The organism is Niallia oryzisoli (genome assembly GCF_036670025.1).
GTDB classification, from domain to species: Bacteria; Bacillota; Bacilli; order Bacillales; family Cytobacillaceae; genus Bacillus_BD; species Bacillus_BD oryzisoli.
Map to the genome: position 1 here is coordinate 361976 of NZ_CP137640.1, position 25845 is coordinate 387820.

Sequence of the window (25845 nt, forward strand, 5' to 3'; positions counted from 1 at the left end):
ACTAAGGCAAAACTCAATGTCATTATAACAATCGCTCTAGTTTCAATTAAAGCGGGACAAACTGCTTTGATTCGTTATTTCGCAGGACTTTTACGGTGTCGGGAAACAAAGGCATTACCTGTTACCCAAAACCTCCACGGATAGTCTTTCGCCTCACCAGTGTTATCAATTCCAATGCGGGGACCGATTGAAATCTCGTCTGGCCTTTTTCCAGAGGCAATAAATAACGGCGGCTGTGTAAAGGAATGACCATAATCGTCCATTGTAATACCAAGTGCCTTTGTTAACTTGCCGGGTCCGTTTGTTAGATTTTTCAGGTTCTCCGTGCCACGCCGTTTCTTCATTAATTCAAGCCCGCTGAAAGGCTCCACAGCCCGGATTAATATGGCCTCAGGTTTTTCAAGCGGTCCGCTCACGACATTCACAAGTGTGTGGGTATGCATCACATATGTATACACAAGGCCTGCTTCACCAAACATAATCTCAGTTCGTTTTGTCCGTCGGTTCCCGTAGCTGTGTGCCGCCCGATCCCCAGGACCGATGTAAGCTTCCGTTTCAACGATATAGCCGGAAGCGACACCTTCAGAGGTTTCTTTTACAAGCAGATATCCAAGTAGTTCTTTCGCAAGTTCAAGTGCAGGCTTTTTGAAAAATTCTAATGGTAATGGTTCCATGGCTAACACTCCTGAAAAAAATGATGTTTCTTGATTGTAGCAAAGAGGAAACATTTTCTCCACCTTCTGTATTTGCTATGATGTGAATAGTGATTGAATGAGAATAGGATGTGAAACAGATGAATAAAAAAGTCGGGTTTATTGGCTGCGGTAAAATGGGCCGGGCCATTATGGCAGGAATGCTGAAGGCTGAGATTTTGCCAAATGAAAGTATAATGGTAAGTACGAGCAGAGAAACAACTCTTATGGAAGTGGAAAGAGTCTTTGAGGTAAAAGGCAGTCTTCAAAATCAAGAGGTAGCGGAATGGGCAGATATTCTGTTTCTCGCCGTCCATCCATCTGATCATAATAAAGTCTTGGCTGAAATAAACGGGAGTTTGAAAGAAGATATTGTGATCATCACAATGGCAGCCGGAATAACAATGGAACAAATTGAAAAAGGAATCGGCCGTAAGGTAAAGGTTGTCCGGACAATGCCGAATACTCCGTCATTGGTGGGAGAAGGGATGACGGCAATGAGCATTAACAGCTGTATAACCGAAGAAGATTTAGATTATGTTAATAAATTATTAAGTAGTTTTGGGAAGACAGAGATTATACCTGAGAATCTGATGGATGCAGTCCCAGCTATTAGCGGTTCTTCTCCAGCATACGCTTATATGTTCATCGAAGCACTGGCAGATGGCGGCGTACGTGATGGAATTCCTCGTGCACAGGCCTATCGTATGGCTGCTCAGGCGATGCTCGGTGCGGCAAAAATGGTGTTAGAGACGGGAAAACATCCAGGTGCTTTAAAGGATGATGTATGTACACCGGGCGGATCTACAATTCGAGCGGTTGCAGCATTAGAGGAAAACCAATTCCGAGCTGCTATTTTAGAAGCGATGAAGGCTTGTACGAATAAGACGAAGGGATAAAGTTTCCACTTGAATAAATCTTGCTTTTCGATTCTGTTCACGGATTGATTGCAATTGTATTGAAGTTTTTGCACCAGAACCTCATAGGTGAGTATCCTTTTTTAGGTTCAGAAGGTATTTGGTGACATGAAACTTTGTTTGTCCTTTTAGTTAATCGTTTGTTACTATTTTGATAACTTAACACTATCTATATTGTTATTCTGAAATAATATAGATAATTCTGAAAATTCTGTTGACAGTAACCTTTTTATAGACTAGTATGTAAATTAGTTGAATAGCTTGCGGATGAATATTGTGGGAGAGACTAAACGTATTGTTTAGCACCGAAGGAGCAAGTCCTAAAAAAATTAGGTATCAATCTCTCAGGTAAAAGGGACCACAATAGGACGCATCTCTGGAGAGCGCCATGTGCCACCAAAGGAGTTAAACTCTCAGGTAAAAAGGACAGAGAAAAATAGGACAACACCTATTTTTCTCTGTCCTTTTTTGTTAGAGAAAGATAGGAAAGATTAAGTAAAAAAGGGGGGACAAAGACTAGCTTTGAAGCTTTCGGTTTCTTATCAATTTCCATTCAGATTTGTTTAAAGTAGGTCAAAGGGAGAATTATGATGATCCAATTTCTTGTTGAGTATGTATGCCATTGAATTGTAAGCGCTCTTTTTAAAATTAACTGATAACCATTAGCGTTGTAATAAGTTGAATTCAAAAAAGTAGAAAAGGGGAATCGTATGCAGGAACAAACATTGGAAAGAGGTCTAAAAAACAGACACGTACAACTAATTGCTATTGGTGGCGCAATCGGAACAGGGTTATTTCTTGGAGCTGGGAAATCTATTCATTTAGCAGGACCATCGATTTTATTTGCTTATTTAATTACAGGTGTCATTTGCTTTTTAATCATGCGTGCACTTGGAGAACTACTCTTAAGCAATTTGAAGTATCATTCTTTTGTTGACTTCGTTAGAGATTATTTAGGTGATATGGCCGCATTTGTAACCGGCTGGACTTATTGGTTTTGCTGGATTTCCATCGCAATGGCTGACTTAACAGCAGTTGGACTCTATACTCAATATTGGTTTCCTAGTGTACCGCAGTGGATGCCAGGATTAATTGCGCTAGTCATTTTATTATGTATGAACCTAGCGACTGTAAAACTTTTTGGAGAAATGGAATTTTGGTTCGCGTTAATTAAAGTCATCGCGATTTTATCACTAATTGTTATTGGTATTTTTATGATTGTTAAAGGCTTTTCAACTGATTCAGGAGCAGCCAGTTTCACTAATCTATGGGGCTATGACGGTATGTTTCCAAATGGAATAAATGGCTTTATTCTCGCATTCCAGATGGTCGTATTTGCGTTTGTTGGTATTGAACTTGTAGGACTTACAGCAGGTGAAACTGAAAATCCGGAAAAAGTGTTACCAAAAGCAATTAATAGCATTCCTATTCGTGTTTTGATTTTCTACATTGGCGCACTTATTGTCATTATGAGTGTATATCCATGGAACGCAATTGTTCCAACGGAAAGTCCATTCGTTCAAGTCTTTGTAGCTGTAGGTATCGCTGCGGCTGCTGGTATTGTTAACTTTGTCGTTCTAACATCTGCGGCTTCGGCATGTAACAGCGCCATCTTCAGTACTAGCCGGATGGTATATTCACTTGGCAAAGAGAAGTATGCAAATGAAAAATTTGCAAGGCTTAATGCCCGTAAAGTACCTACTAATGCATTGTTCTTTTCATCTGCGGTCATCTTAATTTCGGTTGTTTTGAACTATTTAATACCAGAGGGCGTATTTACACTGATTACAAGTATTTCTACAGTATGTTTTATCTTTATTTGGGGAATTACGGTTGTCAGCCATCTGAAATACCGCAGAACAAGACCGGATCTAGCTAAGGTAAACAAATTTAAAATGCCGCTTTATCCATTTTCCAATTACTTAATCCTTGCTTTCCTGGCGTTTGTGCTTGTCGTACTTGCCATTGCAGAGGATACTCGAGTTGCCTTATTCGTTACTCCTGTTTGGTTTATTTTGCTGGTTGCGATTTATAAGACGCGGAAAACAAATGTGAATCATGAAGATCAGGAAAGTCAAGAAAAGGTGGCGGAAAATTAGAATAATAAGTTGAAACAAGCAGTTGTAAGTTATCTGGAAGACCGTAATCTGATATTGATAAAATTAGAGTTTAAAAAAAGATCAGTTAACACGAATAAAAAAGATTGACATTTTATTAAATACTGATTATTCTAAAAATAATAAAAATTAAATATGAGCGGATGACGGTTGTGGGAGAGCGCGATAGGATAAGCCACCGAAGGAGCAAGTTCCAAAAAGACCCTTGGAACAAATCTCTCAGGTAGAAGGAACCACAATGGGACGCAACTCTGGAGAGAGTGTTATAAAACACCACCAAAGGGGAAGGCTTCATTGATAATGGAGTTAAACTCTCAGGTAAAAGGACAGAGAAGGGAAGCATACGCTACCCTTCTCTGTCCTTTTTGTGTTCGGAAAAGACGGGTATGAATATTCATCAAAGCTTTCCAAAAAAGGAAGGATCGGTGGAAGGAAAAATGGTTTAAGTATATCTAGATACTTAAACATAAAAACGGTAGTTTATAAAAGAAAGTTTAAAGGAGTGGTACGGATGAGTTTACAAAATAACGATATAACGATTTTTGAAGCCATTGAGAAGGAAAAAAAACGCCAACATACAACATTAGAGTTAATTGCATCAGAAAACTTCGTAAGCGAAGATGTTCTAGAAGCAATGGGCAGTGTGATGACAAATAAATATGCAGAAGGCTATCCAGGAAAGCGCTACTATGGAGGATGCGAGTTTGTAGATGTAGCAGAACAAGCAGCTATTGAACGTCTAACGAAGTTATTCGGGGCTAAATATGCCAATGTACAGCCGCACTCAGGTGCACAAGCGAATTTTGCTGTATTTTTCGCACTGCTTCAGCCTGGTGATAAAGTGATGGGGATGAACCTTTCACAAGGAGGTCACTTAACCCATGGAAGCCCAGTAAGCGTTTCAGGAAAATGGTTTGAGATCGTGTCCTATGGTGTAAAAGAAGATACTCAATTAATTGATTACGACGAGCTAGAAGCGATTGCTAAAAAAGAAAGACCAAAATTGATTATTGCAGGAGCAAGTGCTTACCCAAGACAAATTGACTTCGCTCGTTTTAGAGAAATTGCCGATCAAGTAGGAGCGAAATTCATGGTGGATATGGCCCATATTGCTGGACTAGTTGCAGCTGGCCTTCATCCATCCCCAATCCCGTATGCAGATGTTGTGACAAGTACAACGCATAAAACATTAAGAGGACCGCGTGGTGGGATTGTACTAACAAATGATGAGGAAATCATTAAGGCTATTAACAAAGCTGTATTTCCTGGAATTCAAGGTGGACCTTTAATGCACATCATTGCAGCCAAAGCAGTTGCCTTTAATGAAGCTTTACAGCCAAGTTTTAAGGCTTATGCCCAACAAATCATTCAAAATGCAGCAACACTTGGCGAAGCTTTAAAGAAAGAAGGCGCAACGCTTGTCTCTGGAGGTACTGATAATCATATTGTCCTTTTAGATCTTCGTCCATGGAACCTGACAGGAAAAGAAGCAGAGAAATTATTAGAAGAAGCAGGAATTACCGTCAATAAAAACACGATTCCATATGATCCTGAAAGCCCGTTTGTTACAAGCGGTATCCGTATGGGAACAGCTGCTTTAACCACTCGTGGCATGAAGCAGGGTGAAATGGTGAAAATTGGAGAAGTCATTGCTTCTGTGCTTAAGAGTAAAGGAGACAAAGACGTTCTAGAAAAAGCAAAAGAAACAACGAAAACCATTTGTGATTCATATCCGTTATTTCAACAGCCAATTCATGTATAAAAGGAGGCAACAGCATGGAATTTCAAAGTTGTTTTGACATTATTGGTCCTATCATGGTGGGCCCGTCAAGTTCGCATACAGCTGGAGTTGTATCGATTGGCAAGTTTATGCATGAATGGGTAGGCGGATGCCCAGAAGCAGCTGACATTGTTTTTTACGATTCCTTTGCTGAGACGTATCAGGGACATGGAACGGATAAAGCGCTGCTTGGTGGATTACTAGGGATGGATACAGATGATTCCCGAATCAAGCATTCCTTGGAATGTGCAGAAGAATATGGATTGAACTACCGTTTTGAATTTGAAGACAGCTGCTCTTATTTTGATCATCCTAATACAACGATCGTGACAGTTAAACGTGGAGATGACGAGGTAAAGATCGGCGGTGTATCACTTGGAGGCGGCCTTTCTAAAATCTTTATGATAGACGATCAGATGGTTGATATTCGTCTTAGCACAGGTGATGACTTTTCAAGCTTAGTCAGTGAGTATCAGCAAAGCATGAAGGTTCTGGCGGAGGTTATATAATGGAAATTCGCTCCATGGAAGAATTGATTGAAGTATGTGAGAGAGAACAAAAAACCATCGGCGAAGTCATGTTGATGATGGAAGTCGAAAAGTCAGGAAGAGACGAAGAAACCATTCTCAGTATGATGGAAGAGCGATTGATCAAAATGAAGGAAGCTGTTGATAGTGGTACGGTTGACGGCTCAACAGCACCAAGTGGAATCTCCGGTGGGGATGCCGTAAAGTTGCATGATTATATCAGTCAAGGTAAAGCCCTTTCAGGTAGCTATATTGGAGATGCCATGACCTTTTCGTTAGCTACATCTGAAAACAATGCACGAATGGGGGTCATTGTTGCTACTCCAACTGCTGGTGCAGCCGGAATTTTGCCAGGCGTACTGTTTTCGCTCTATAAGAATGACAACTACTCGTATAAAGATTTGGTGATGGGCCTATTTACAGCTAGTATGCTAGGATACGTTATTGCTAATCGGTCCTTCATTTCAGGAGCAGCAGGTGGATGTCAAGCAGAAGTAGGGTCGGCAACGGCTATGGCAGCTGGTACCATTGTAGAGTTAAAAGGAGGTACACCACAGCAAGCTGTAAATGCGACAGCCATTGCGATGAAATCACTTTTAGGCCTGGTTTGTGATCCGGTTGCAGGACTAGTTGAAGTACCTTGCATTAAGCGAAATGTGATTGGCACATCAATAGCCTTTTCCGCTGCCGATCTATCCCTTGCCGGAGTGGAGAGTAGAATACCGTGTGATGAAGTCATTGAGGCAATGTACAAGGTTGGTAAAGAAATGCCGCGAACTCTTAGAGAAACTTCACTTGGAGGCCTTGCGATGACCGAGACAGGTAAAAGGGTGAAAGAAGAATTATTTTGCAGGAAATCTTAATCGGAGGTGCAACAATGAGCGTAGAAACTAAGTTAAAGCGAACACCGCTTTTTGAATCATATAAAAAATTTGGAGCAAAGGTCATTGATTTTGGAGGTTGGGAACTTCCCGTTCAGTTTTCAAGTATTTTGGAAGAGCATGAAGCTGTTCGAAGTGCTGCAGGACTCTTTGATGTATCCCATATGGGTGAAGTACTCATTGAAGGGAAAGATGCAGAGAGCTATATCAATTATCTTGTTACAAACGATGTAACAAAGGTTAATATCAATCAAGCACAATATTCAGCTATGTGTTACCCAGACGGTGGTACTGTCGATGACTTACTTGTATATAAATTAGAGGATGAAAAGTACTTGCTTGTTATTAACGCTTCAAACATTGAAAAAGATTTTGAATGGATGCAGCAGAACGTTACAGGTGAAGTAACGCTTCAAAATATTTCAAATGAAGTGGCACAGCTTGCAATCCAAGGTCCAAGAGCAGAAGCTATTGTACAAAAGTTAACCGAGACAGACTTAAGCCAAGTAGGTTCTTTCCATTTTGCCCAACATGTTACTGTCGCTGGGGTTACTGACATTCTTGTATCCCGTACTGGTTACACAGGAGAAGACGGCTTTGAACTTTATTTAGCATCCGATAAGGTAGCGGTCCTTTGGGAGAAACTTCTTGAAGCCGGTAAAGAGGATGGCTTAAAACCATGTGGACTTGGTGCACGTGATACGCTTCGCTTTGAAGCTCGTCTAAATCTTTACGGTCAAGAGCTTTCAAGCGAAATCGGCCCACTTGAAGGCGGAATCGGTTTTGCTGTCAAAACAAATAAAGAAAGTGACTTTATTGGAAAAGAAGCTCTTTCAAAGCAAAAAGAAGAAGGATTACAACGCAAAATCGTAGGAATCGAAGTAACAGGAAGAGGAATTCCTCGTCACGGTTACAAAGTGTTCTCAGCTGAAGAAGAGGAAATTGGCTACATTACCTCAGGAACACAATCACCGTCTTTAAAGAAGGGCTTAGGTCTTGCCCTAGTATCGGCAGAACATGCAAAAGTGGGAACAGAGCTAAAAGTAGAAGTTCGTAATAAACTGATTGACGCAGTTGTTGTAAAAACACCTTTCTATAAAAGGGGCTAATTCAAAACATTATTAATAGAGTTATAGATTAAGATTCTTTTTAATTGGAGGGATTACCTGTCACTGGACAGGCATGCGGCAATTGATTAGCATGTTATATCAATAATCCCTCCATACGAATTTTTTTAAATATATCAAAAAATGAGAGGAAGATAAAACAATGACAAATGCAACAGCAAACTTACTATATAGCAAGGAACATGAATGGGTATTACAATTAGACGGAAATCGAGTGCGAATTGGGATTTCTGATTATGCACAAAAGGCATTAGGAGATATTGTCTTTGTTGAAAACCCTGTAGTGGATGATGAAGTAACAGCGGATGAAACGATGGGATCAGTTGAGTCAGTAAAAGCCGTTTCTGACCTCTTCTCTCCTGTATCAGGTGTAGTTGTTCGTGTAAATGAGACGTTAGAAGATGAACCACAATTGATTAACGAGCAGCCATATGAAGCAGGCTGGTTAGTAGAAGTGGAATTATCCAATCCAGAAGAATTAGAATCACTATTAAAAGAGGACGAGTACCAAGCATTTATTAGTGAAGGAGAAGAATAAGATGACAAATACTTATAGATATCTTCCTGATACAGAACAAGATAAAAAGGAAATGCTCGATTTCTTAGGAATGTCTTCAATTGAAGAGTTATTTGAAGATATTCCCTCTGAACTTCGCTTACAAGGCGAGTTAAATATTCCGGAAGCGGATCCAGAGCCAGTTCTTTTGAAGAAATTGAATAAGCTTGCAGCGAAGAATTTAAATGCTGATCAATATGCTACATTTTTAGGTGCAGGTACATATGACCACTATATCCCGAGCGTTGTTGATCATATGATTTCACGTTCTGAGTTTTATACAGCTTATACACCTTATCAGCCGGAAATTAGCCAAGGGGAATTACAAGCAATTTTTGAATTCCAAACAATGGTTAGTGAATTAACAGGAATGGATTTAGCCAACTCATCTATGTATGACGGCTTTACATCGCTTGCAGAAGCCGCATCGCTTGCAGTTGCCTCTACAAGACGTTCAAAAGTGCTTATTTCAAAAGCGGTTCATCCTGAATCACGTGCTATTTTAAATACAGTGGCAAAAGGACAAGGCTATGGAGTTCAAGAAGTAAGTCTTGCTTCTGATGTGACTGACTTAGAACAATTAAAATCTCAAATTCGTAAAGATTCAGCAGCTGTAATTGTTCAATATCCAAACTTCTTTGGGTCTATTGAAGATTTAGCAGAAATTAAGAAAATTGCAGAAGAAAACGGCGCCATGTTCATTGTAAGTGCCAATCCGCTTGCATTAGCACTTTTACAATCACCAGGTAAGCTTGGAGCTGATATTGTAGTCGGTGATATGCAGCCTCTTGGTATTTCAATGTCTTTCGGTGGCCCACACTGTGGTTACTTTGCTGTTAAAAATAAATATATGCGTAAAATTCCAGGACGTATCGTTGGTCAAACTCATGATGATTCAGGAAAAAGAGGATTTGTTTTAACATTACAAGCACGTGAACAACATATTCGCCGTGATAAAGCGACATCTAATATTTGTTCAAACCAAGCCCTAAATGCTCTTGCTTCTTCTATTTGTATGTCAGCACTTGGAAAGCAAGGAATCCGTGAAATGGCACAACAAAATGTTGAGAAAGCAGATTACATGGCTAAGTCTCTTCAAAAGAAAGGTTTTAACGTGTTAAACAAATCAGCATTCTTCAATGAATTCGTTGTGGAACTTCCACGCCCGGTCAAAGAAGTTAATACTAAACTATTAGAATCTGGTTTTATTGGCGGATATGACTTAGGAATTGATTATGGATTTGACAATCAGATGCTGGTTGCCGTAACCGAACAACGTACAAAAGAAGAGATTGACCAATTTGTAGAAGCATTGGAGGCGGTTGTAAATGACTGAATATAATGATTTAATTTTTGAAATCAGTCGTCCCGGTCGTGTAAGTTATAGCCTACCGAAAAGTGACGTTGATAGCATTAACTTAGAAGATAAATTTCCAAAACATTTAATTCGTGATGAAGAAGCAGAGCTTCCTGAAGTAGCTGAACTTGATCTTGTTCGTCACTATACAGCACTATCTAATAAAAACCACGGGATCGATAATGGATTCTATCCACTTGGATCTTGTACAATGAAATACAATCCAAAAGTGAACGAGGTTGTGGCACGTATTCCAGGATTTAGCCGTATTCATCCATATCAACCAGCTGAAACAGTCCAGGGCGCTTTAGAATTATTATATAATCTACAAGAAGAACTAGCTGTTATCACTGGTATGGATGCAGTAACACTACAACCTTCTGCAGGTGCTCAAGGGGAGTGGACTGGGTTAATGATGGTCAGAGCCTACCATGAGCAAAAAGGAGAAACTAGAACGAAAGTACTTGTACCGGACTCTGCGCACGGTACAAACCCTGCTAGTGCAAGTGTTGCTGGTTATAATACAGTAACAATTCCATCAAACGAGAATGGATTAGTTGACTTAGACGAATTAAAGAAGCATGTAGACAGTGATACAGCTGCATTAATGTTAACAAACCCGAATACACTTGGGTTATTTGAAAAGGAAATTAAAGAAATCGCTGAAGTAGTTCATGAAGCAGGCGGATTACTTTACTATGATGGAGCAAACTCTAATGCGATTTTAGGAAAAACAACTCCAGGAGACATGGGCTTTGATGTTGTGCATTTAAATCTTCATAAAACTTTCACAGGTCCACACGGTGGTGGAGGCCCAGGTTCAGGCCCAGTTGGGGTTAAGGAGATCTTAATTCCTCATTTACCAGTACCACGTATTGAAAAAGATGGCGACAAATTTGTACTAAATAGAAATTATCCATTGTCCATTGGACGTGTTAAAGGCTATTATGGAAACTTTGGTATTAACGTTCGTGCATACACTTATATTCGTACAATGGGAAATGTTGGCCTACGTGAAGTTTCTGAAGGGGCTGTTCTTCATGCGAACTACCTTCGTAAAAAGCTTGAGCCCTATTTTGAAGCACCATATTCACAAATTTGTAAGCATGAATTTGTATTATCAGGTTCTAGACAGAAAAAACTTGGTGTCCGGACACTTGATATGGCAAAACGCCTGTTAGATTTTGGGTACCATCCGCCAACAATCTACTTCCCATTAAATGTTGAAGAATGTTTAATGATTGAACCGACTGAAACAGAGTCAAAAGAAACAATGGATGCTTTTGCCGATGTAATGATTCAAATTGCCAAGGAAGTGGAAGAAAACCCAGGAATCGTTCTAGATGCACCGCATACAACGGTGATTGGCCGATTGGATGAAGTTCAAGCAGCGAGACAACCAATTTTACGTTATACAAAAGAAGAAGCTAAGCAGGAAAAAGAAACAGTAAAAGCTTAGTACATGAGATTAATTTTAATGATGAAAAAACAATGCCAGGAATGAAGGGAGAGAAGATAAATCTTTTCACCAGTTTATTCTTGGCAGTTTCAAAAACATTTAACTTAATATTGGATATAGCTATAGTAATTATGGCTTATTTTAGCCAATCTTATGTTCGGTTATAGGAGAGAATGATATGACTAGGGAGTATGCCCGTAAACCAGAGTGGCTTAAAATCAAATTAAATACCAATGAAGAGTATACTGGCCTAAAAAAAATGATGCGTGAAAAAAAGCTTCATACGGTCTGTGAAGAAGCGAAATGTCCCAACATTCATGAATGCTGGGCTGTACGAAAAACAGCAACCTTTATGATTTTAGGAAGTGTATGCACTCGTTCCTGTCGATTCTGTGCGGTTCAAACAGGACTCCCAACAGAGCTTGACTGGAAAGAGCCGGAACGTGTGGCGGAATCAGTGGAGCAAATGGGCTTAAAGCACGTCGTGATTACGGCTGTTGCCCGCGATGATCTAAAAGACGGGGGAGCTGGAGTTTTTGCGGAGACGGTACGGGCAGTGAGGGGCCGCAATCCGTTTTGCAGCATTGAAGTCCTTCCATCCGATATGGGTGGGGAATATGACAACTTAAAATCATTAATGGATGCGAGCCCTGACATTTTAAATCACAACATTGAAACTGTGAGACGTTTATCACCGACAGTTCGTGCACGTGCAACCTATGAACGTTCCCTTGAGTTTTTGAGACGGGCAAAACAAATGAATTCCAATATTCCAACGAAATCAAGCATTATGATTGGTCTTGGGGAAACAAAAGAAGAAATCATAGAAACAATGGATGATCTTCGCGCTAACAATGTGGATATTATAACTATTGGTCAATATTTGCAGCCAACGAAACGCCATTTAAAAGTACAAAAATATTGGAGTCCGCAGGAATTTAAAGAATTAAAAGAAATTGCATTGTCAAAAGGATTTAGCCACTGTGAAGCCGGACCGCTTGTTCGCTCTTCTTATCATGCTGATGAACAGGTCCAGGCAGCAAAAGCGAATGTGTAATCATGCAGTGGCAGGAGGAGAGGATTCAGCTGGTTATTACAATGACGGAGGCAGCATTAAATAAGTTAAAAGAAATAGAGTTGAAGGAAGAACAATCTCCTCGAATCGACGCTCAAATAGCTGGTGGATGCGGAGTGTCTGTTAAATTTACACTTATTTTTGATGAACCCCGCCGAAACGATATCGTTATTGAATATAGTGGAATTCAAATTCATATAGACCGCTTTACTAAACGCTATTTAGATGAGGTTACGCAAATTGACTTTATCGATGAACATGGCTTCCTCGTTGGAGAAAGTTTTGTTTCAAGTGCATGTGCCATTGAAATAAAAGAATCATAGATTAGGAAGAGTTGAGGGGTCATTTCATGAGTCTTGTGCATATATCCAAGTTTTCCTATCGTTATTATTAGTAATATAAATCTTCTTTTTCAAAATTAAACAAAGGAGAGATATCAGATGATAAAAGAATATGATGTTGTCATCATTGGCGGCGGGACAGGCGGATATGTTGCCGCTATTCGTGCATCTCAATTAGGTTTAAAAGCTGCAATTGTTGAAAAAGGAAAACTCGGTGGTACTTGTCTGCATGCTGGGTGTATTCCTACTAAGGCATTATTAAGAAGTGCGGAAGTATATGCTAACACAAAAAATGCAGAAGAATATGGTGTCATTGCACATGAAGTTGGCTTTGATTTCTCTAAAATACAGGCTAGAAAAGAAGGAATCACCGACCGCTTATTTAAAGGTGTTCAGCATTTAATGAAAAAAGGGAAAATTGACGTATATGAGGGTAAAGGAAAGATTTTAAATACAAAAGAAATTTTAGTCGAATTAAATAATGAAGAGCGAGAAGTCCTCTTGGCTTCTAAAAATATTGTCATTGCAACGGGTTCACGTCCAAGAACACTGCCAGGCCTTGAAGCAGATGGTAAATATGTAATGACATCTGATGAAGCATTGCAAATGGTAGAATTGCCAAAATCAATCATTATTGTTGGAGGCGGTGTCATTGGTATGGAATGGGCATCGTTACTTGTTGATTTTGGTGTCGCAGTAACGGTGATTGAATATGCTGATCGAATTTTACCGACTGAAGATAAAGATATTTCAAAAGAGATTCAGCGCTTAATGAAGAAAAAAGGTGTAAAAATCGTAACTGGAGCAAAGGTGCTGCCAGAAACGATAGAAAAGGGAGACGGTGTTTCGATTAAGGCAGAGCATAGAGAGAAAGAAGTCCTATTTTCTGCAGAGAAACTATTAGTATCTGTTGGTCGTGCGTCAAATATCGAAGGAATCGGCCTTGAGGGTATGCCGATCGAATTGAACCGCGGCAGTATATACACAAATGAGTTTTATCAAACAACAGAACCGGGTATTTATGCAATCGGAGACGTAATTGGCGGATTGCAGCTTGCCCATGTTGCTTCACACGAAGGAATCATCGCTATTGAACATATCGCAGGTTTAAGCCCTTCACCGCTTGATTATACGCTTGTATCTAAGTGTGTATATTGCAGTCCAGAAGTAGCGAGTGTCGGTTTAACCGAAGAACAAGCAAAGGAGAAAGGATATAAGATAAAAATTGGTAAATTCTCATTCCGTGCAATCGGAAAGGCACTTGTATTTGGTGAATCCGATGGGTTTGTTAAACTTGTTGTTGAAGAAGGAACGAATAAGCTGTTAGGTACACATATGGTTGGGCCGCATGTAACCGATATGATTACAGAAGCTGCACTTGCCCAAGTCTTAGAAGCAACTGCTATGGATATTGCCCATACTATTCATCCTCATCCAACATTAACTGAAGCAATTGGTGAGGCAGCATTAGCAGTTGACGGCAGGGAGATCCATGCTTAGAAGATTCTAAGAGTGCGGAATTCGATATAGGCTATCTATCAATATCATTTTTAATAAAAACTAGATCTTATGATACACGTTTTATTTAATAGATATCTCCTTATTGAGACATTTTAAGTACAGCCGAAGGGATGGAGGAAGAGCGTTGCTTACAAAAGTATATAATAACCGTGCAACATTATTAATTTCTTGTCCAGAAAAACCAGGTATTATCTCAATTGTAACTAACTTTTTATTAGAGCACAAAGCTAATGTTGTACATTTTGATCAGCATACAACTGATCCGCAGGCCGGTGTATTTTTCATGCGGATTGAGTTTGATTTAGAAAACTTTGCTTCTTCGTTTGAAAAACTTGAGCAAGATCTGCATGTATTGGCGCGGGATTTTTCTTTAGATTGGCAGTTGAGCAGCAGTGAAAAAAGAAAGAGAATGGCCATATTTGTTTCAAAAGCAGACCACTGCCTTATGGAGCTTATTTGGCGGTGGAAATCGAATGAAATTCAAGTGGATATTCCTTTGGTGATCAGTAACCATCCTGATTTAAAAGAAGAAGTAGAGAGTTATGGAATCCCTTTTTATCATATTCCGATATCTAAAGAAACGAAGGAACAAGCCGAGCAGAAAACATTAGAACTATTAAAAGGCAAAGTAGACTTTATTGTTCTAGCAAGATATATGCAAATTCTTTCCCCAAATTTTATTTCTAAGTATCCAAATAAAATCATTAACATTCATCATTCTTTCTTACCAGCATTTGTTGGAGCAAACCCTTATGTGAGAGCATTTAACAGAGGGGTAAAGTTAATTGGGGCTACTGCACATTATGTAACTAATGATCTTGATGAAGGACCGATTATTGAACAAGATGTGCAGCGGATCAATCATCGATATACAGCAGAGGGCTTAAAGACGGCTGGTCGTCACGTGGAAAGAAGGGTCCTTGCCGAAGCTGTTTCCTGGCATGTTGAAGATAAAGTACTTGTCCATGGTAATAAAACGATTGTTTTTACATGAGTTGATTTCATCTCGTGCAGGATTGGCTTTTTCATTATAAAAACGAAAGATACTAAAGCAGCCGAGAGTTTTTCCAAAAGGTCATGGCTGCTTTTTTGAGTAATCTTTATATATGTATGATGAACGGAAATTCCAAGTTGATCAAACCATAACAATATTGGATAAGGAATGAGGATAGTGACAGAAAAGTGGAGATTTATTGATTCAGGAAATTGTGATCCTTACTATAATATGGCTCTTGATGAAGCTCTGTTAGATTGGCATAGCCAGGGAAAAATCCCACCGACCATTCGTTTTTATGGGTGGAATCCTGATACGCTGTCTATTGGTTATTTTCAAAAGGCGAAAAAAGAAATTGATTTCGTTATGCTCAAAAAGCATAACCTTGGTTTTGTTAGGCGCCTGACTGGAGGACGTGGGGTTCTGCATGGACATGAGCTTACCTACAGTGTCATTGTATCGGAGGAATATCCTGAGATGCCTAAGAACGTCACTGAAGCATACCGTGTTATTTCTCAAGGATTGCTTGAAGGTTTTAAACTACTAGGTCTAGATGCTTATTTTGCTGTACCGAAAACGGAAGAAGAAAATAATAGTTTAAAAAAACCACGCTCTTCTAATTGTTTTGATGTACCGTCCTGGTATGAACTTGTCGTAGAAGGTAGGAAAATTGCCGGAAGTGCTCAGACACGTCAAAAAGGTGTCATCCTACAGCATGGCTCCATCTTACTTGACTTAGATGAAGACAAGGTATTGAGTATATTTAAATACCCAAGCGAACGGGTGAAAGAACAAATGCAGCGTACATTTCGTGAAAAAGCGGTGGCGATTAATGCGATTGCCAATCGAACAATCGAACTTAAGGAAGTAAAAGAGGCATTTCAAAAAGGATTTGAGCTAGGTTTAAACGTTGAGTTAGAATCATACGTATTAACAACTGAAGAAGAACGGTATGTACAACAATTAGCTAAAAATAAATATTCCTCCGATGAGTGGAATTATAGAAGGTGAAATTGACCTATATAGATAAAATATATGCAATATTTGACCACCTTCTACAAATTTTCCAAATTTATAAGCTTCTAGGTAAGGGACAAGCCTGTCCAAGGTTCTGGTTGAAACAGAGATATTATACATATTGATCTAAATATTGGAGGACAAATAAGCAGCTATTATTGTTGTGATGATGACTAAATGAAGTAAAATGTTCTTTACAAAAAAACAGAGAGCTGACTCTCTGTTTTTTTTCCGTTAGATCAAATTATAAACCGACTACATCAGTAAGCTGGAATTTGTAGACTTCTTTTGATTCTGCTCCTTTATTTCCTTGTGCATCGGTAATTTGTGCTTTAATCGTTACTGTTTCAGTACCGCCTGTTAGTCCGCCAAGTAAACCGCCAACAAGTCCATCGGTAACTACATCTAATACTTGAACGACAACACCGTCAACAACTGTGACAACAACACCGTCAACAACCTCTACAACACCTTCAAGAATACTACCTTACCCCATCAAATAGTTACATCACTATCAGCAGAATGTGTGAACCGCTGTTTCTTCGATTTTCTGAAATACAACAATTCATAAACACAAGGAATGACAATCAAGGTTAAAAGAGTTGCCATTGCCAACCCGCCGATGACCACGATTGCGAGGCTTTGAGAAACCAGACTGCCAGATTCAGCATCTTTGAATAATAGAGGAAGCATGGCACAGATTGTTGCAACAGCAGTCATAATAATCGGCCGCATTCTGGTTGATGCTGCTTCAACGATGGCATCGCGAATAATCATTTTTTGTTCATTTTGTCTAACGCGATCTAACAGAACGATCGCATTGGTTACAACAATACCAATCAGCATTAACGCTCCAAGTAGTGCTGTAATATCAACGGAGATTCCGCTAATAACAATTCCAAGTACAGCTCCGATTGCTGCAAGTGGAAGGGAGCAAAGAATCGCAATAGGTGCTTTGATTGATTTAAAGGTAATCACCATAATTAAAAATACAATCCCAATTGAGACAAGCATGATAAGGAATAAATCTGTGAAGTCATCTGTCTGCTGTGTGCTTGCTCCTCCGACTACAACTTCTACATTTTCAGGAATTGTCATTCCATTATTACCCTTCGTATCTCCGAAAATTTCAGTATTCATTTTTGCAGCAATTTCCGATAGCTTAGAAGGATCCACTGCTGCTGTCACTTGCAGATAGGTTTCCCCATCCTTATGAAACTGGGTTGTTGAACGTTCTTCAATTTCCATATTAGCAAGCGATGACACTGGAACCAACCCTGTATCAGTCATAACTGGAATATTTTCTAAATCATTTGGTGTTTTCGTATCCAAAAGAGGCTCCAGGATGACGGGTGTTTGTTTTCCATCCAAGAGAATGCTTCCGATTGGTGTTTTATTTAGCATAACACCAATCTGCTGTGCGATTTGCTCTGTATTTCCTTTTGTCGGATTAACTGTTAACGAATAAACTGTTTTCTTTTCATCTTGGTTGGATGTTACTTTCTCAACCCCATCGATTTTTTCTACTTTGTCTTTAATCAGGCCAGCTGTTTTTTCAAGATCTGCGATATTATCACCAATTACATCGATGGTCACATTTGCGCCGCTTCCGGAGCCCATCATAAAGGAGGCAGAGGATACCGAAAGCTTTGCTTCAGGGTAAAGCTCCTTTTTCTTTTCCACTTCGTTTAATATATTATCTGTGTCATCTTTGTCCTTTAATAGAATACTAAAGCTTGCTTCTGTTGCTGACCCTACCCAGCCAAATTGGGCGGACTCGGCAGAAGATCCTACTTGAGTAAACATTTCTTTTACCTCTTCCATACCGCGAATGGATGTTTCAAGTTGAATTGCCTTTTCCTTCACTGTTTCAATTGGTGTATCATTTGGATAACTAAGGGTGGCATAGACATAGTCTGCTGATGAGTTATCAACCGCTCCTTTTGGAATGGCAAAATAAGTCCCAATGGATCCGGCAAAAAGTAAAATCGAAATGGTAAACACAATCCATTTATGATTTAAAGACCAGGTAACCAATTTAGGAAAACGAATAGCAGGTTTATGTTCTGGCAGCTTTGTGTGCTTAAGTAATCCTGCACTCATTATTGGTACAACAGTCAACGCCACAAGCAAGGAGGCGAGCAAGGAATAAGTAACGGTTAAAGCGAATGGTAAAAGAAACTCCTGCAGCCCGCCGTTTAAAAGACTCATTGGTAAGAAAACAGCAACAGTTGTTAACGTAGATGCTGTTATGGCTGCTCCCACTTCCTTGGTTGCTTCAACGACCATTTGAACAGAGAATTTCTCTGTTTGCATTTTACGGAAAATATTTTCAATCACAACAATACTATCGTCGACAAGACGTCCAACTGCAACGGCAACTCCGCCAAGCGTTAAAATATTTAAAGTAACACCGGACCATGACAGTAAAAGCAAGGTTACACATAGTGAAAGCGGGATAGAAATAATCGTAATAAAGGTAGAACGAATATTTCTCAAAAAGACCATGATGACAATGGTTGCGAATAGGGCGCCAAGCAGCACTTCTTTCACCATTGTAACCACAGAGGTCTCAACCATTTCTGCTGACGACACATAAATTGTGGATTCCTGCTGGTCATACTTTTCATTAATTTCCTTTGTTACTTTCTCAACTTCTCTGCTTATTGCTACAGCATTGGAATTGCTTTCTTTTGTGATACTGATGTCTAAGCTCTCTTTTCCATTAAAACGGCTGATAGAATTAGAGTTAGTTGTTTCTTCTATAGAGGCTATTTGTCCTAAGGTAATATTGGGAGCTAAGGTTAAGCTCTTTAATTTATCAATGCCTGTGATATCTCCAATTACTTTAATATTACTTGTTTTCCCATCAATGATTTTTTCACCGACAGACAGGGCTGTGTTCTGTCCTTGGAGGATACCCAAAACGGCCTGAAGCGGAATCTGGTTTTCGGCTAATTTTTCATTATCAATTTTTACAGAGATGACAGAATCAGTGATTCCAAACACACTTACACTTGAAACTCCTTCAATTTCTTGATATAGGGGTTTCAGTTTTTCTTGGGCAAATTCCATATTTTCAGTTGTCATGCCATCAGGAAATGTCACAGCTATGTTTACGATGGGGATCATAGAGGTATTGAGCTGTGAAACAGTTGGTTTTGATATGTAGGGCGGTAAGGTGACGTTGTCCAAGGCTTCTTGAACATCTAGTTTAGCCTGTTTCATATCAGAGCCGGCCTCGAAGAATAAATCTACTTTTGAAAAACCATCTCCGGTTGTGGAGGTAACAGATGTTTTTCCATTAATACCGGTTACGGATCTTTCAATAGGAGAGGTTACCTCTGTTTCCATTGTTTTAGAATCAGTACCTTGTCCCATCGTAATAATCGTAACTTGTGGATTATCGGCGGAAGGCAAAAACTCCATTGGCAGTTTAAAATAGCTGACAATACCACTAATTAATATCAGTATTGTCATTAAGGCAACAGCGGCTTTATTTTTAAAAGCCCATTTTGTAAAGAATGACACGAAATAATTCCTCCTTAAGATTAATTCATAACGTCGTAAATGTATCACACTTCTCTTGCGAAGGAGGCAGAAATCTGGAAATATATAGGAAAATATTACAAAACTTTTAAAATAATTAACTTGATTATTTCCTTTAATTGGTGTTCATATGGGGTCGAAAGAAAGAACTTTGTGGATGATGAGGAATGCTGATTTATAAAGAATACTGTCAAAAAATGTTTCATGTGAAACAATATTCGACCTATAGTTCCTATTTTTGAGGAATAGAAAAGGATGTTTGCAGAAAAAAGGAGGGAAGCCCCTCCGTTTTAAACAAATATATAGCTATGAATCAACTTCTGTCTCAATATGCTTAAAACGACCTACGCTAAATAGTCCGTTAACAGTCAGCTTTAGCTCTGGAATAACTGGTAAGGCGAGGAAGGACAATGTTAAAAATGGGTTAAAATGGTCGCTTACCCCCAGCCTTTTTAAGGCTTGTTTCAGCTCCTGCAGCTCCCTATAAACTTCCTCGTAAGTTCCTAGTGAGATTAATCCCGCAATAGGAAGTTTTAGAGAGGCAAGGATTTCACCGTCTTTTACAACAACTAATCCTCCTTGCATGTTCTTTATTTCCTGAGCGGCAAAAAGAATATCGCTGTCATTGGTTCCGCAGACAATAAGGTTGTGCGAATCATGGGCGACAGTGGTTGCAATAGCACCTGCTTTTAGTCCCAAACCTTTAACAATCCCAACCCCAACAAGTTTTGTCAGCTTATGTCTTTCAATAACAGCAAGTTTAAGCTGATCCTTCACAATCGATGGCTGGAAAAATCCAGCTTCATTGATATCAACATCTTCAACTGTATGCTTTGTTAGAAGACTATTCGGAATGATTTCAATCATGTTCGCTTTTGTTTGTTTTAGCGGGATAGACAGCTTCTCTGTATTCAGGTCATGGAAGAAGACTGTTTGCCTTAATTCTTCCGGTGCTTCTAGCGAAGTCTCAGCAAACCCCTTTAATGCTCCATTGTCCATTACGGTTTGACCGTCTTTAAACACCTGTGTAATGGTTAAACAATCCAAATCTTCAATCATTAGAAAATCGGCTTTATAGCCTGGGGCAATGGCTCCTTTATCACTTAAGCCAAAACATTCTGCAGTATTAATCGTTGCCATTTGAATGGCTGTAATTGGCTCAATTCCTTCTTGAATGGCTAAGTGCACGTTATAGTCAATGCTTCCTTCCTCAATCAAATCATCCAAATGCTTATCATCCGTGACGAAAAGGCAGCGCCGTGAATTCCGTTCCGTTACAACGCCAATCAGGCTGCGTAAATTCTTTGCGACCGTTCCTTCACGGATCATGACATACATCCCTTTTTGCAGTCTTGCTTTTGCCTCTTCAACTGTCGTACATTCGTGATCTGTTCGAATCCCGGCAGACATATAGAAGTTTAAGCTAGATGCGGTGAGCCCTGCCGCATGACCGTCAATTTTCTTCCCTGCCTTGGAGGTTTCAAGCAATTTATTGATCATCGTTTCTTCACAATCCCGAACAGCCGGATAATTCATCACTTCAGCTAATCCCAATACTCTTGGATGCTGGAAAAAGGGCTTAAGGTCTTTAATCGTAAGGACTGCACCGGCATGTTCAAATGGGGCAGCCGGTACACAGGAAGGGAGCATAAAGAGAATATCTACCGGCAGACCTTCGCTGGAATCCAGCATATATTGTATGCCTTTGACACCTGTGACATTGGCGATTTCATGCGGGTCATTAATAATGGTTGTGACTCCGTGTAATAGAAGAACCTTTGCGAACTCAGGTGGAGAAACCATGGAGGATTCTATATGAACATGACCCTCTATAAAGCTAGGGGAGATATAAGAGCCTTTTGCATCAATGATCTCTTTGCCTTTATATGCACCGATTCCAGCAAAATGTCCATCGACAATGGCAATATCACCTTTAATTATTTCTCCATTAAATACATCAATGATTTTTCCATTTATGATCACAAGATCTGCTAATTCTTCACCGGCAGCAACTTTTATTCTTCTGGTTAGCATACCACTGTCCATTTTATCTACCTCATCTCATATTCATGATAGGACTAATAATAAAATTCCTAAAACAATGACATTTTAATACCATTTGCTAATAAGAAATTTTATTTTTTGATGCCGTCCAAGTTTGAAAAGGCAGATCTGCATTTTTCAGAACAATTTGTTTCATCTCAATTGAGCGTTGTTCAGGGGGCAGGGCAATCTGTTCATAGATAAAATGATCATCAAAGCCTGCCATTGCCGCATCCTCTTTTGTACAGGCATAGTAAACGGCTTTCGGTCTTGCCCAAAAGATTGCTCCCAGACACATTGGACACGGCTCACAGCTTGTATAGATTTCACAATCATCAAGCTGAAAGGACTGAAGAAATTGACAAGCCTCTCGAATAGCCTGTACCTCGGCATGGGCAGTAGGATCATTTAATGCGGTTACTTGGTTTCTTCCAACTGCGATGACCGTTCCGTTTTTCACAACTATCGCTCCAAAAGGTCCTCCGTTATTTCCAGAAACATTATCTAGAGCAGCATCCAATGCCTTTCTCATGTAATTTTCCATGCACCATCACTCCTGCTTTTTCTAAAAAGTCGTTTTAACATTATATTTTTTCATTTTCTCATTGATGACATGGATACGAAATCACTTTGTAAAGTTTTCTGCCGTACTTTCGCAGCAGGAGATGATAATGGTTTAATCCCGCTATATAAAGGAAAAAATAAAAAAAGTGAAACTTAATCAATGAATGAACGGTATATAACACTAGAAATTGTTTGTAATAGCCTTTTTATGGAAGAATCGTGGTAAAATAGGAATAAGTCTGAATATTAATGTTGGTCAGGAGGAAATCTTTATGAATAATCATGAAATTGATTACAAGCTTTACGGCGATGATATGCAGTTTGTGGAAGTTGAACTTGATCCGGGTGAAACAGTCATTGCCGAAGCAGGCGGCTTAATGATGATGGAAGACGGGATTCGAATGGAAACGATCTTCGGTGATGGCTCAAGCGGCGGGGGCGGGGGCGGTTTTATGGGCAAGCTGCTCAGTGCTGGAAAGCGTGTAATCACTGGTGAAAGTTTGTTCATGACGACCTTTACGAATGAAGGCAGCGGGAAAAAGCATGTATCCTTTGCATCTCCGTATCCTGGGAAAATCATTCCGATGGATTTAAGTGAGCTGGGTGGGAAAATCATTTGTCAAAAGGACGCCTTCCTTGCAGCTGCTAAGGGTGTGGCCGTTGGCGTTGAGTTTCAACGAAAAATTGGTGCAGGGTTCTTCGGCGGTGAAGGCTTTATTATGCAAAGGCTTGAAGGCGATGGACTAGCATTTATTCATGCAGGCGGAACGATAATTAAAAGGGAACTTGCACCGGGAGAGGTTCTTCGTGTTGATACAGGATGTTTAGTTGCCATGACACGAGAGGTTGATTATGACATTGAAATGGTAAAAGGTGTTAAAACAGCCTTATTTGGCGGAGAAGGGTTATTCTTTGCTACGTTAAGAGGTCCTGGCTCTGTTTGGATTCAATCCCTTCCATTCAGCCGATTGGCCAGCCGTGTCTTTGCTGCAGCACCGCAAAGCGGCGGAGTGTCAAAAGGTGAAGGTGGTATTGGCGGTCTTTTTAATATGTTTTCCGATGATTAATGAACAAAAAGGGCTGTCCCAAGGACAGCCCTTTTTTATGAAAGCTTATTCTTCACTAGAATCCTCATCATCTTGATCGACAATCTTATCTAATATGTTAATCGTATCCACTAAATGATTATTAAAGATCTGTTTTGCCACAGCAAGAAGATCTACGATTAGTGGATCTCGTAATGAGTAAATGACACGGTTTCCATTTTTTGTTCCGACCACGATGTTTTTGGTTCTTAAGACCATTAGCTGCTGGGAAACAGTTGATCCTTCACTTCCAATCGCATTTTGAATTTCATTAACACCAAAGTCTCCCTCTGACAATACCTCTAAAATTCTGATTCTTAATGGATGTGCTAGTGCCTTAAAGAATTCCGCTTTAAATTGCTGCATTTCTAAATTCAATTTTTATCCAGCTCCTTAAGAGTTGGACGCTTTTTTAATCATAACGTCCTTTTTATTTACTTATATAGAAGTATATACCTTTTTGGGTTTAACAACCAACTCTTTTGTACTTGAGAGGTTAATACATTCACTGAAAGCGAAATGTTTACACCCTAGGCATTTGCTCGTATCTATTTGAGTTAATGCATATTGGATTGCATCACCGGTGTGTTTGAAGAAGTGTTCTTCTCCAATTAAATCGTATAACCCGGTCTTCTTTAGCATGTCTTCAGGTTGTTCATTAAGACCGGAAATCAGCAGGGTCCCGTGCTTTGAAAAGTTTTTAACAATGCTGGTAAGATTGGCTTCACCTGTAATATCAATTAAAGGAACCTTTCCCATTCGTAATAACAGGACGGATGGTTGATGGTTAATAGTATTCATAATCGTTTGCTGGAATGTTTGCGCAACCCCGAAAAATAAAGGCCCTTCTACATTATATATGGTAATTTGCGGGCAATCATGACCCTCATGTACCATTTGTGTCTCAACCTTATTGCCTGCTTTATTTAAATTTGGCAGTGCCTTTGCAGTCACTTGAGCATCGACCATCCGCTTTGTAAACAAGACGACAGCTAATAAAAGACCAACCTCAACTGCTGTTGTTAAATCAACAAATACTGTTAAAAGAAACGTAACAACAAGAACGAGGGAATCGGATGTTCTTGTCTTTAAAATATGTGAAAAAATGTGACTCTCGCTCATATTCCAGGCCACAACCATTAAGACAGGTGCAAGGCTGGCAAGCGGTATATGGGATGCGTAAGGAGCGAAAATCATTAAGATCAGTAGTACGACGATTCCATGGATGATACCTGATATTGGGGATGCAGCCCCATTTTTAATGTTGGTTGCAGTTCTTGCAATCGCACCCGTTGCAGGTATTCCTCCGAAAAGGGGAGTCACGATATTAGCAATTCCCTGCCCAAGCAATTCCTTATTGCTGTTATGGCGTGTATTCGTCATCCCATCAGCTACAACAGCAGATAGAAGGGACTCAATCCCGCCAAGAAGAGCAATGACGAGAGCCGGACCGATTAATTGCTGAATGGTCCTGAAATCAACCTGAGGGAGTGAAATGCTTGGCAGTGAGTTGGGAATTTCTCCGTAAGCAGTCCCGATTGTAGCGACTTGACCAGGGTATAGGAAAGCTGCCACAATAGTGGACAACAGAAGTCCCATTAAAGGTCCCGGTACCTTTGGGAACAGTTTTGATGTTAGCAGCATGGTAATTAAACAGATGATGGCTGTGACGATGCTGAATATATTAACCGTATGCATTTGCTGGAAAAGTTCTTCCACATTTTCAATAAAGAGTTCTTTCTTTTCAACTCCAGTTAAACCTAGAAAACTAGCAATTTGTCCAGTGAAAATGGTAACGGCTATCCCTGCAGTAAACCCAATCGTTACAGGACGGGGGATGTACTTGATTAATGAGCCAAGTTTGAATACTCCCATTAAAACTAAGATCACGCCTGCCATGATACCAGCCACAAGGAGATTTTCGTAACCATAGGACATGACAATACCAAAGAGAATAGGGATGAAGGCACCGGTTGGACCGCCAATTTGGAATTTTGAGCCTCCGAAAAGTGAAATCAAAATTCCAGCAACGATCGTTGTATAAATTCCGTATTCCGGCTTTACTCCAGAAGCAATGGCAAATGCCATACCAAGCGGAATAGCAATAATCCCGACAATGGTTCCTGAAATCAGGTCTTTCTGTAAAGTAGACCAACTGTAATATTGGAATCTCTCGTCAAAAAGAAATTTTCGATGCATTTCTTAATTATCTCCTTTTGAATATTTATATATTTGATTATTTG

At 39.7% G+C, this 25845-nt stretch carries 21 protein-coding genes and 2 riboswitches; of the genes, 15 read left to right on the forward strand and 6 right to left on the reverse strand.

Annotation, left to right across the window (positions count from 1 at the left end):
* Nucleotides 1–74 precede the first annotated feature (74 nt).
* Nucleotides 75–674 carry a DNA-3-methyladenine glycosylase gene (locus R4Z09_RS01815; protein WP_338450716.1) on the reverse strand — a complete coding sequence of 200 codons (600 nt, stop codon included), beginning with the start codon at nt 672–674 and terminating at the stop codon, nt 75–77.
* Nucleotides 675–793: 119 nt separating this feature from the next.
* On the opposite strand from R4Z09_RS01815, the gene proC reads away from it, so the two are divergent.
* The 14 genes from proC (at nt 794) to R4Z09_RS01885 (ending at nt 16355) form a co-directional block, all read left to right on the forward strand.
* Nucleotides 794–1591 carry a pyrroline-5-carboxylate reductase gene (proC, locus tag R4Z09_RS01820; protein WP_338450717.1) on the forward strand — a complete coding sequence of 266 codons (798 nt, stop codon included), beginning with the start codon at nt 794–796 and terminating at the stop codon, nt 1589–1591.
* Between the two features lie 285 nt (nt 1592–1876).
* A riboswitch (glycine riboswitch) is annotated at nt 1877–1980 on the forward strand.
* A 339-nt stretch (nt 1981–2319) separates the two neighbouring features.
* Entirely contained in the window at nt 2320–3708 is a 1389-nt protein-coding gene (locus R4Z09_RS01825) for an amino acid permease (protein ID WP_338450718.1), read from the forward strand.
* Between the two features lie 259 nt (nt 3709–3967).
* Nucleotides 3968–4066, forward strand: a riboswitch (glycine riboswitch).
* Between the two features lie 171 nt (nt 4067–4237).
* The gene (gene glyA / locus R4Z09_RS01830) at nt 4238–5488 is read left to right on the forward strand and encodes a serine hydroxymethyltransferase (protein WP_338450719.1); all 1251 of its coding nucleotides are present in this window, start codon (nt 4238–4240) and stop codon (nt 5486–5488) included.
* Nucleotides 5489–5502: 14 nt separating this feature from the next.
* Nucleotides 5503–6015 carry a serine dehydratase beta chain gene (locus tag R4Z09_RS01835; RefSeq protein ID WP_338450720.1) on the forward strand — a complete coding sequence of 171 codons (513 nt, stop codon included), beginning with the start codon at nt 5503–5505 and terminating at the stop codon, nt 6013–6015.
* A complete protein-coding gene (gene sdaAA / locus R4Z09_RS01840; RefSeq protein WP_338450721.1) occupies nt 6015–6896 on the forward strand; it encodes an L-serine ammonia-lyase, iron-sulfur-dependent, subunit alpha in 882 nt (293 codons plus the stop codon). The genes R4Z09_RS01835 and sdaAA overlap by 1 nt, the downstream gene beginning before the upstream one ends.
* Nucleotides 6897–6910: 14 nt before the next feature.
* Nucleotides 6911–8023 (forward strand): glycine cleavage system aminomethyltransferase GcvT, encoded by a 1113-nt coding sequence (gene gcvT / locus R4Z09_RS01845; RefSeq protein WP_338450722.1) that lies wholly within the window; start codon nt 6911–6913, stop codon nt 8021–8023.
* Between the two features lie 160 nt (nt 8024–8183).
* Nucleotides 8184–8579, forward strand: a complete 396-nt coding sequence (gene gcvH, locus R4Z09_RS01850; RefSeq protein WP_338450723.1) for a glycine cleavage system protein GcvH — start codon at nt 8184–8186, stop codon at nt 8577–8579.
* A gap of 1 nt (nt 8580) precedes the next feature.
* Nucleotides 8581–9933 (forward strand): aminomethyl-transferring glycine dehydrogenase subunit GcvPA, encoded by a 1353-nt coding sequence (gene gcvPA / locus R4Z09_RS01855; protein ID WP_338450724.1) that lies wholly within the window; start codon nt 8581–8583, stop codon nt 9931–9933.
* Nucleotides 9926–11413 (forward strand): aminomethyl-transferring glycine dehydrogenase subunit GcvPB, encoded by a 1488-nt coding sequence (gene gcvPB / locus R4Z09_RS01860; RefSeq protein WP_338450725.1) that lies wholly within the window; start codon nt 9926–9928, stop codon nt 11411–11413. Before gcvPA ends, gcvPB begins: the two co-directional genes overlap by 8 nt.
* Nucleotides 11414–11591: 178 nt before the next feature.
* A complete protein-coding gene (gene lipA, locus R4Z09_RS01865; protein WP_338450726.1) occupies nt 11592–12470 on the forward strand; it encodes a lipoyl synthase in 879 nt (292 codons plus the stop codon).
* 2 nt (nt 12471–12472) lie between these two features.
* Nucleotides 12473–12811: an iron-sulfur cluster biosynthesis family protein gene (locus tag R4Z09_RS01870; RefSeq protein WP_338450727.1), complete on the forward strand. Its 339-nt coding sequence runs from the start codon at nt 12473–12475 to the stop codon at nt 12809–12811.
* A gap of 117 nt (nt 12812–12928) precedes the next feature.
* Nucleotides 12929–14329, forward strand: coding sequence for a dihydrolipoyl dehydrogenase (lpdA, locus tag R4Z09_RS01875; RefSeq protein WP_338450728.1), 1401 nt, complete (start codon nt 12929–12931; stop codon nt 14327–14329).
* Between the two features lie 145 nt (nt 14330–14474).
* Nucleotides 14475–15344, forward strand: coding sequence for a formyltetrahydrofolate deformylase (gene purU / locus R4Z09_RS01880; protein WP_338450729.1), 870 nt, complete (start codon nt 14475–14477; stop codon nt 15342–15344).
* A 174-nt stretch (nt 15345–15518) separates the two neighbouring features.
* Nucleotides 15519–16355, forward strand: a complete 837-nt coding sequence (locus tag R4Z09_RS01885; protein ID WP_338453179.1) for a biotin/lipoate A/B protein ligase family protein — start codon at nt 15519–15521, stop codon at nt 16353–16355.
* A 501-nt stretch (nt 16356–16856) separates the two neighbouring features.
* Here the strand turns inward: R4Z09_RS01885 and R4Z09_RS01890 are convergent.
* From R4Z09_RS01890 to R4Z09_RS01900, 3 genes are all read right to left on the reverse strand, one after another.
* Complete coding sequence (locus R4Z09_RS01890) at nt 16857–19892, reverse strand: efflux RND transporter permease subunit (protein ID WP_338450730.1); 3036 nt, start codon at nt 19890–19892, stop codon at nt 16857–16859.
* A gap of 324 nt (nt 19893–20216) precedes the next feature.
* Nucleotides 20217–21956: an adenine deaminase gene (gene ade, locus R4Z09_RS01895; RefSeq protein ID WP_338450731.1), complete on the reverse strand. Its 1740-nt coding sequence runs from the start codon at nt 21954–21956 to the stop codon at nt 20217–20219.
* Nucleotides 21957–22032: 76 nt separating this feature from the next.
* Nucleotides 22033–22497, reverse strand: a complete 465-nt coding sequence (locus tag R4Z09_RS01900) for a nucleoside deaminase (RefSeq protein WP_338450732.1) — start codon at nt 22495–22497, stop codon at nt 22033–22035.
* A 292-nt stretch (nt 22498–22789) separates the two neighbouring features.
* On the opposite strand from R4Z09_RS01900, the gene R4Z09_RS01905 reads away from it, so the two are divergent.
* Nucleotides 22790–23584: a TIGR00266 family protein gene (locus R4Z09_RS01905; protein ID WP_338450733.1), complete on the forward strand. Its 795-nt coding sequence runs from the start codon at nt 22790–22792 to the stop codon at nt 23582–23584.
* A 45-nt stretch (nt 23585–23629) separates the two neighbouring features.
* On the opposite strand, the gene R4Z09_RS01910 is transcribed toward R4Z09_RS01905, so the two are convergent.
* Both R4Z09_RS01910 and R4Z09_RS01915 read right to left on the reverse strand, forming a co-directional pair.
* Complete coding sequence (locus tag R4Z09_RS01910) at nt 23630–23980, reverse strand: metalloregulator ArsR/SmtB family transcription factor (protein ID WP_338450734.1); 351 nt, start codon at nt 23978–23980, stop codon at nt 23630–23632.
* 60 nt (nt 23981–24040) lie between these two features.
* On the reverse strand, nt 24041–25801 hold the full coding sequence (locus R4Z09_RS01915; protein WP_338450735.1) for a SulP family inorganic anion transporter: 1761 nt from the start codon (nt 25799–25801) through the stop codon (nt 24041–24043).
* Between the last annotated feature and the right edge of the window lie 44 nt (nt 25802–25845).

Excerpts from the sequence above, each read along its gene's own strand:
- R4Z09_RS01870 (WP_338450727.1), top strand. The coding sequence starts at position 12,473 with ATGCAGTGGCAGGAGGAGAGGATTCAGCTGGTTATTACAATGACGGAG.
- gcvH (WP_338450723.1), top strand. The coding sequence starts at position 8,184 with ATGACAAATGCAACAGCAAACTTACTATATAGCAAGGAACATGAATGG.
- sdaAA (WP_338450721.1), top strand. The coding sequence starts at position 6,015 with ATGGAAATTCGCTCCATGGAAGAATTGATTGAAGTATGTGAGAGAGAA.
- glyA (WP_338450719.1), top strand. The coding sequence starts at position 4,238 with ATGAGTTTACAAAATAACGATATAACGATTTTTGAAGCCATTGAGAAG.
- R4Z09_RS01825 (WP_338450718.1), top strand. The coding sequence starts at position 2,320 with ATGCAGGAACAAACATTGGAAAGAGGTCTAAAAAACAGACACGTACAA.
- R4Z09_RS01835 (WP_338450720.1), top strand. The coding sequence starts at position 5,503 with ATGGAATTTCAAAGTTGTTTTGACATTATTGGTCCTATCATGGTGGGC.
- R4Z09_RS01900 (WP_338450732.1), bottom strand. The coding sequence starts at position 22,497 with ATGGAAAATTACATGAGAAAGGCATTGGATGCTGCTCTAGATAATGTT.
- R4Z09_RS01915 (WP_338450735.1), bottom strand. The coding sequence starts at position 25,801 with ATGCATCGAAAATTTCTTTTTGACGAGAGATTCCAATATTACAGTTGG.
- R4Z09_RS01905 (WP_338450733.1), top strand. The coding sequence starts at position 22,790 with ATGAATAATCATGAAATTGATTACAAGCTTTACGGCGATGATATGCAG.
- R4Z09_RS01815 (WP_338450716.1), bottom strand. The coding sequence starts at position 674 with ATGGAACCATTACCATTAGAATTTTTCAAAAAGCCTGCACTTGAACTT.
- gcvPB (WP_338450725.1), top strand. The coding sequence starts at position 9,926 with ATGACTGAATATAATGATTTAATTTTTGAAATCAGTCGTCCCGGTCGT.
- gcvPA (WP_338450724.1), top strand. The coding sequence starts at position 8,581 with ATGACAAATACTTATAGATATCTTCCTGATACAGAACAAGATAAAAAG.
- lipA (WP_338450726.1), top strand. The coding sequence starts at position 11,592 with ATGACTAGGGAGTATGCCCGTAAACCAGAGTGGCTTAAAATCAAATTA.
- ade (WP_338450731.1), bottom strand. The coding sequence starts at position 21,956 with ATGGACAGTGGTATGCTAACCAGAAGAATAAAAGTTGCTGCCGGTGAA.
- lpdA (WP_338450728.1), top strand. The coding sequence starts at position 12,929 with ATGATAAAAGAATATGATGTTGTCATCATTGGCGGCGGGACAGGCGGA.
- proC (WP_338450717.1), top strand. The coding sequence starts at position 794 with ATGAATAAAAAAGTCGGGTTTATTGGCTGCGGTAAAATGGGCCGGGCC.
- gcvT (WP_338450722.1), top strand. The coding sequence starts at position 6,911 with ATGAGCGTAGAAACTAAGTTAAAGCGAACACCGCTTTTTGAATCATAT.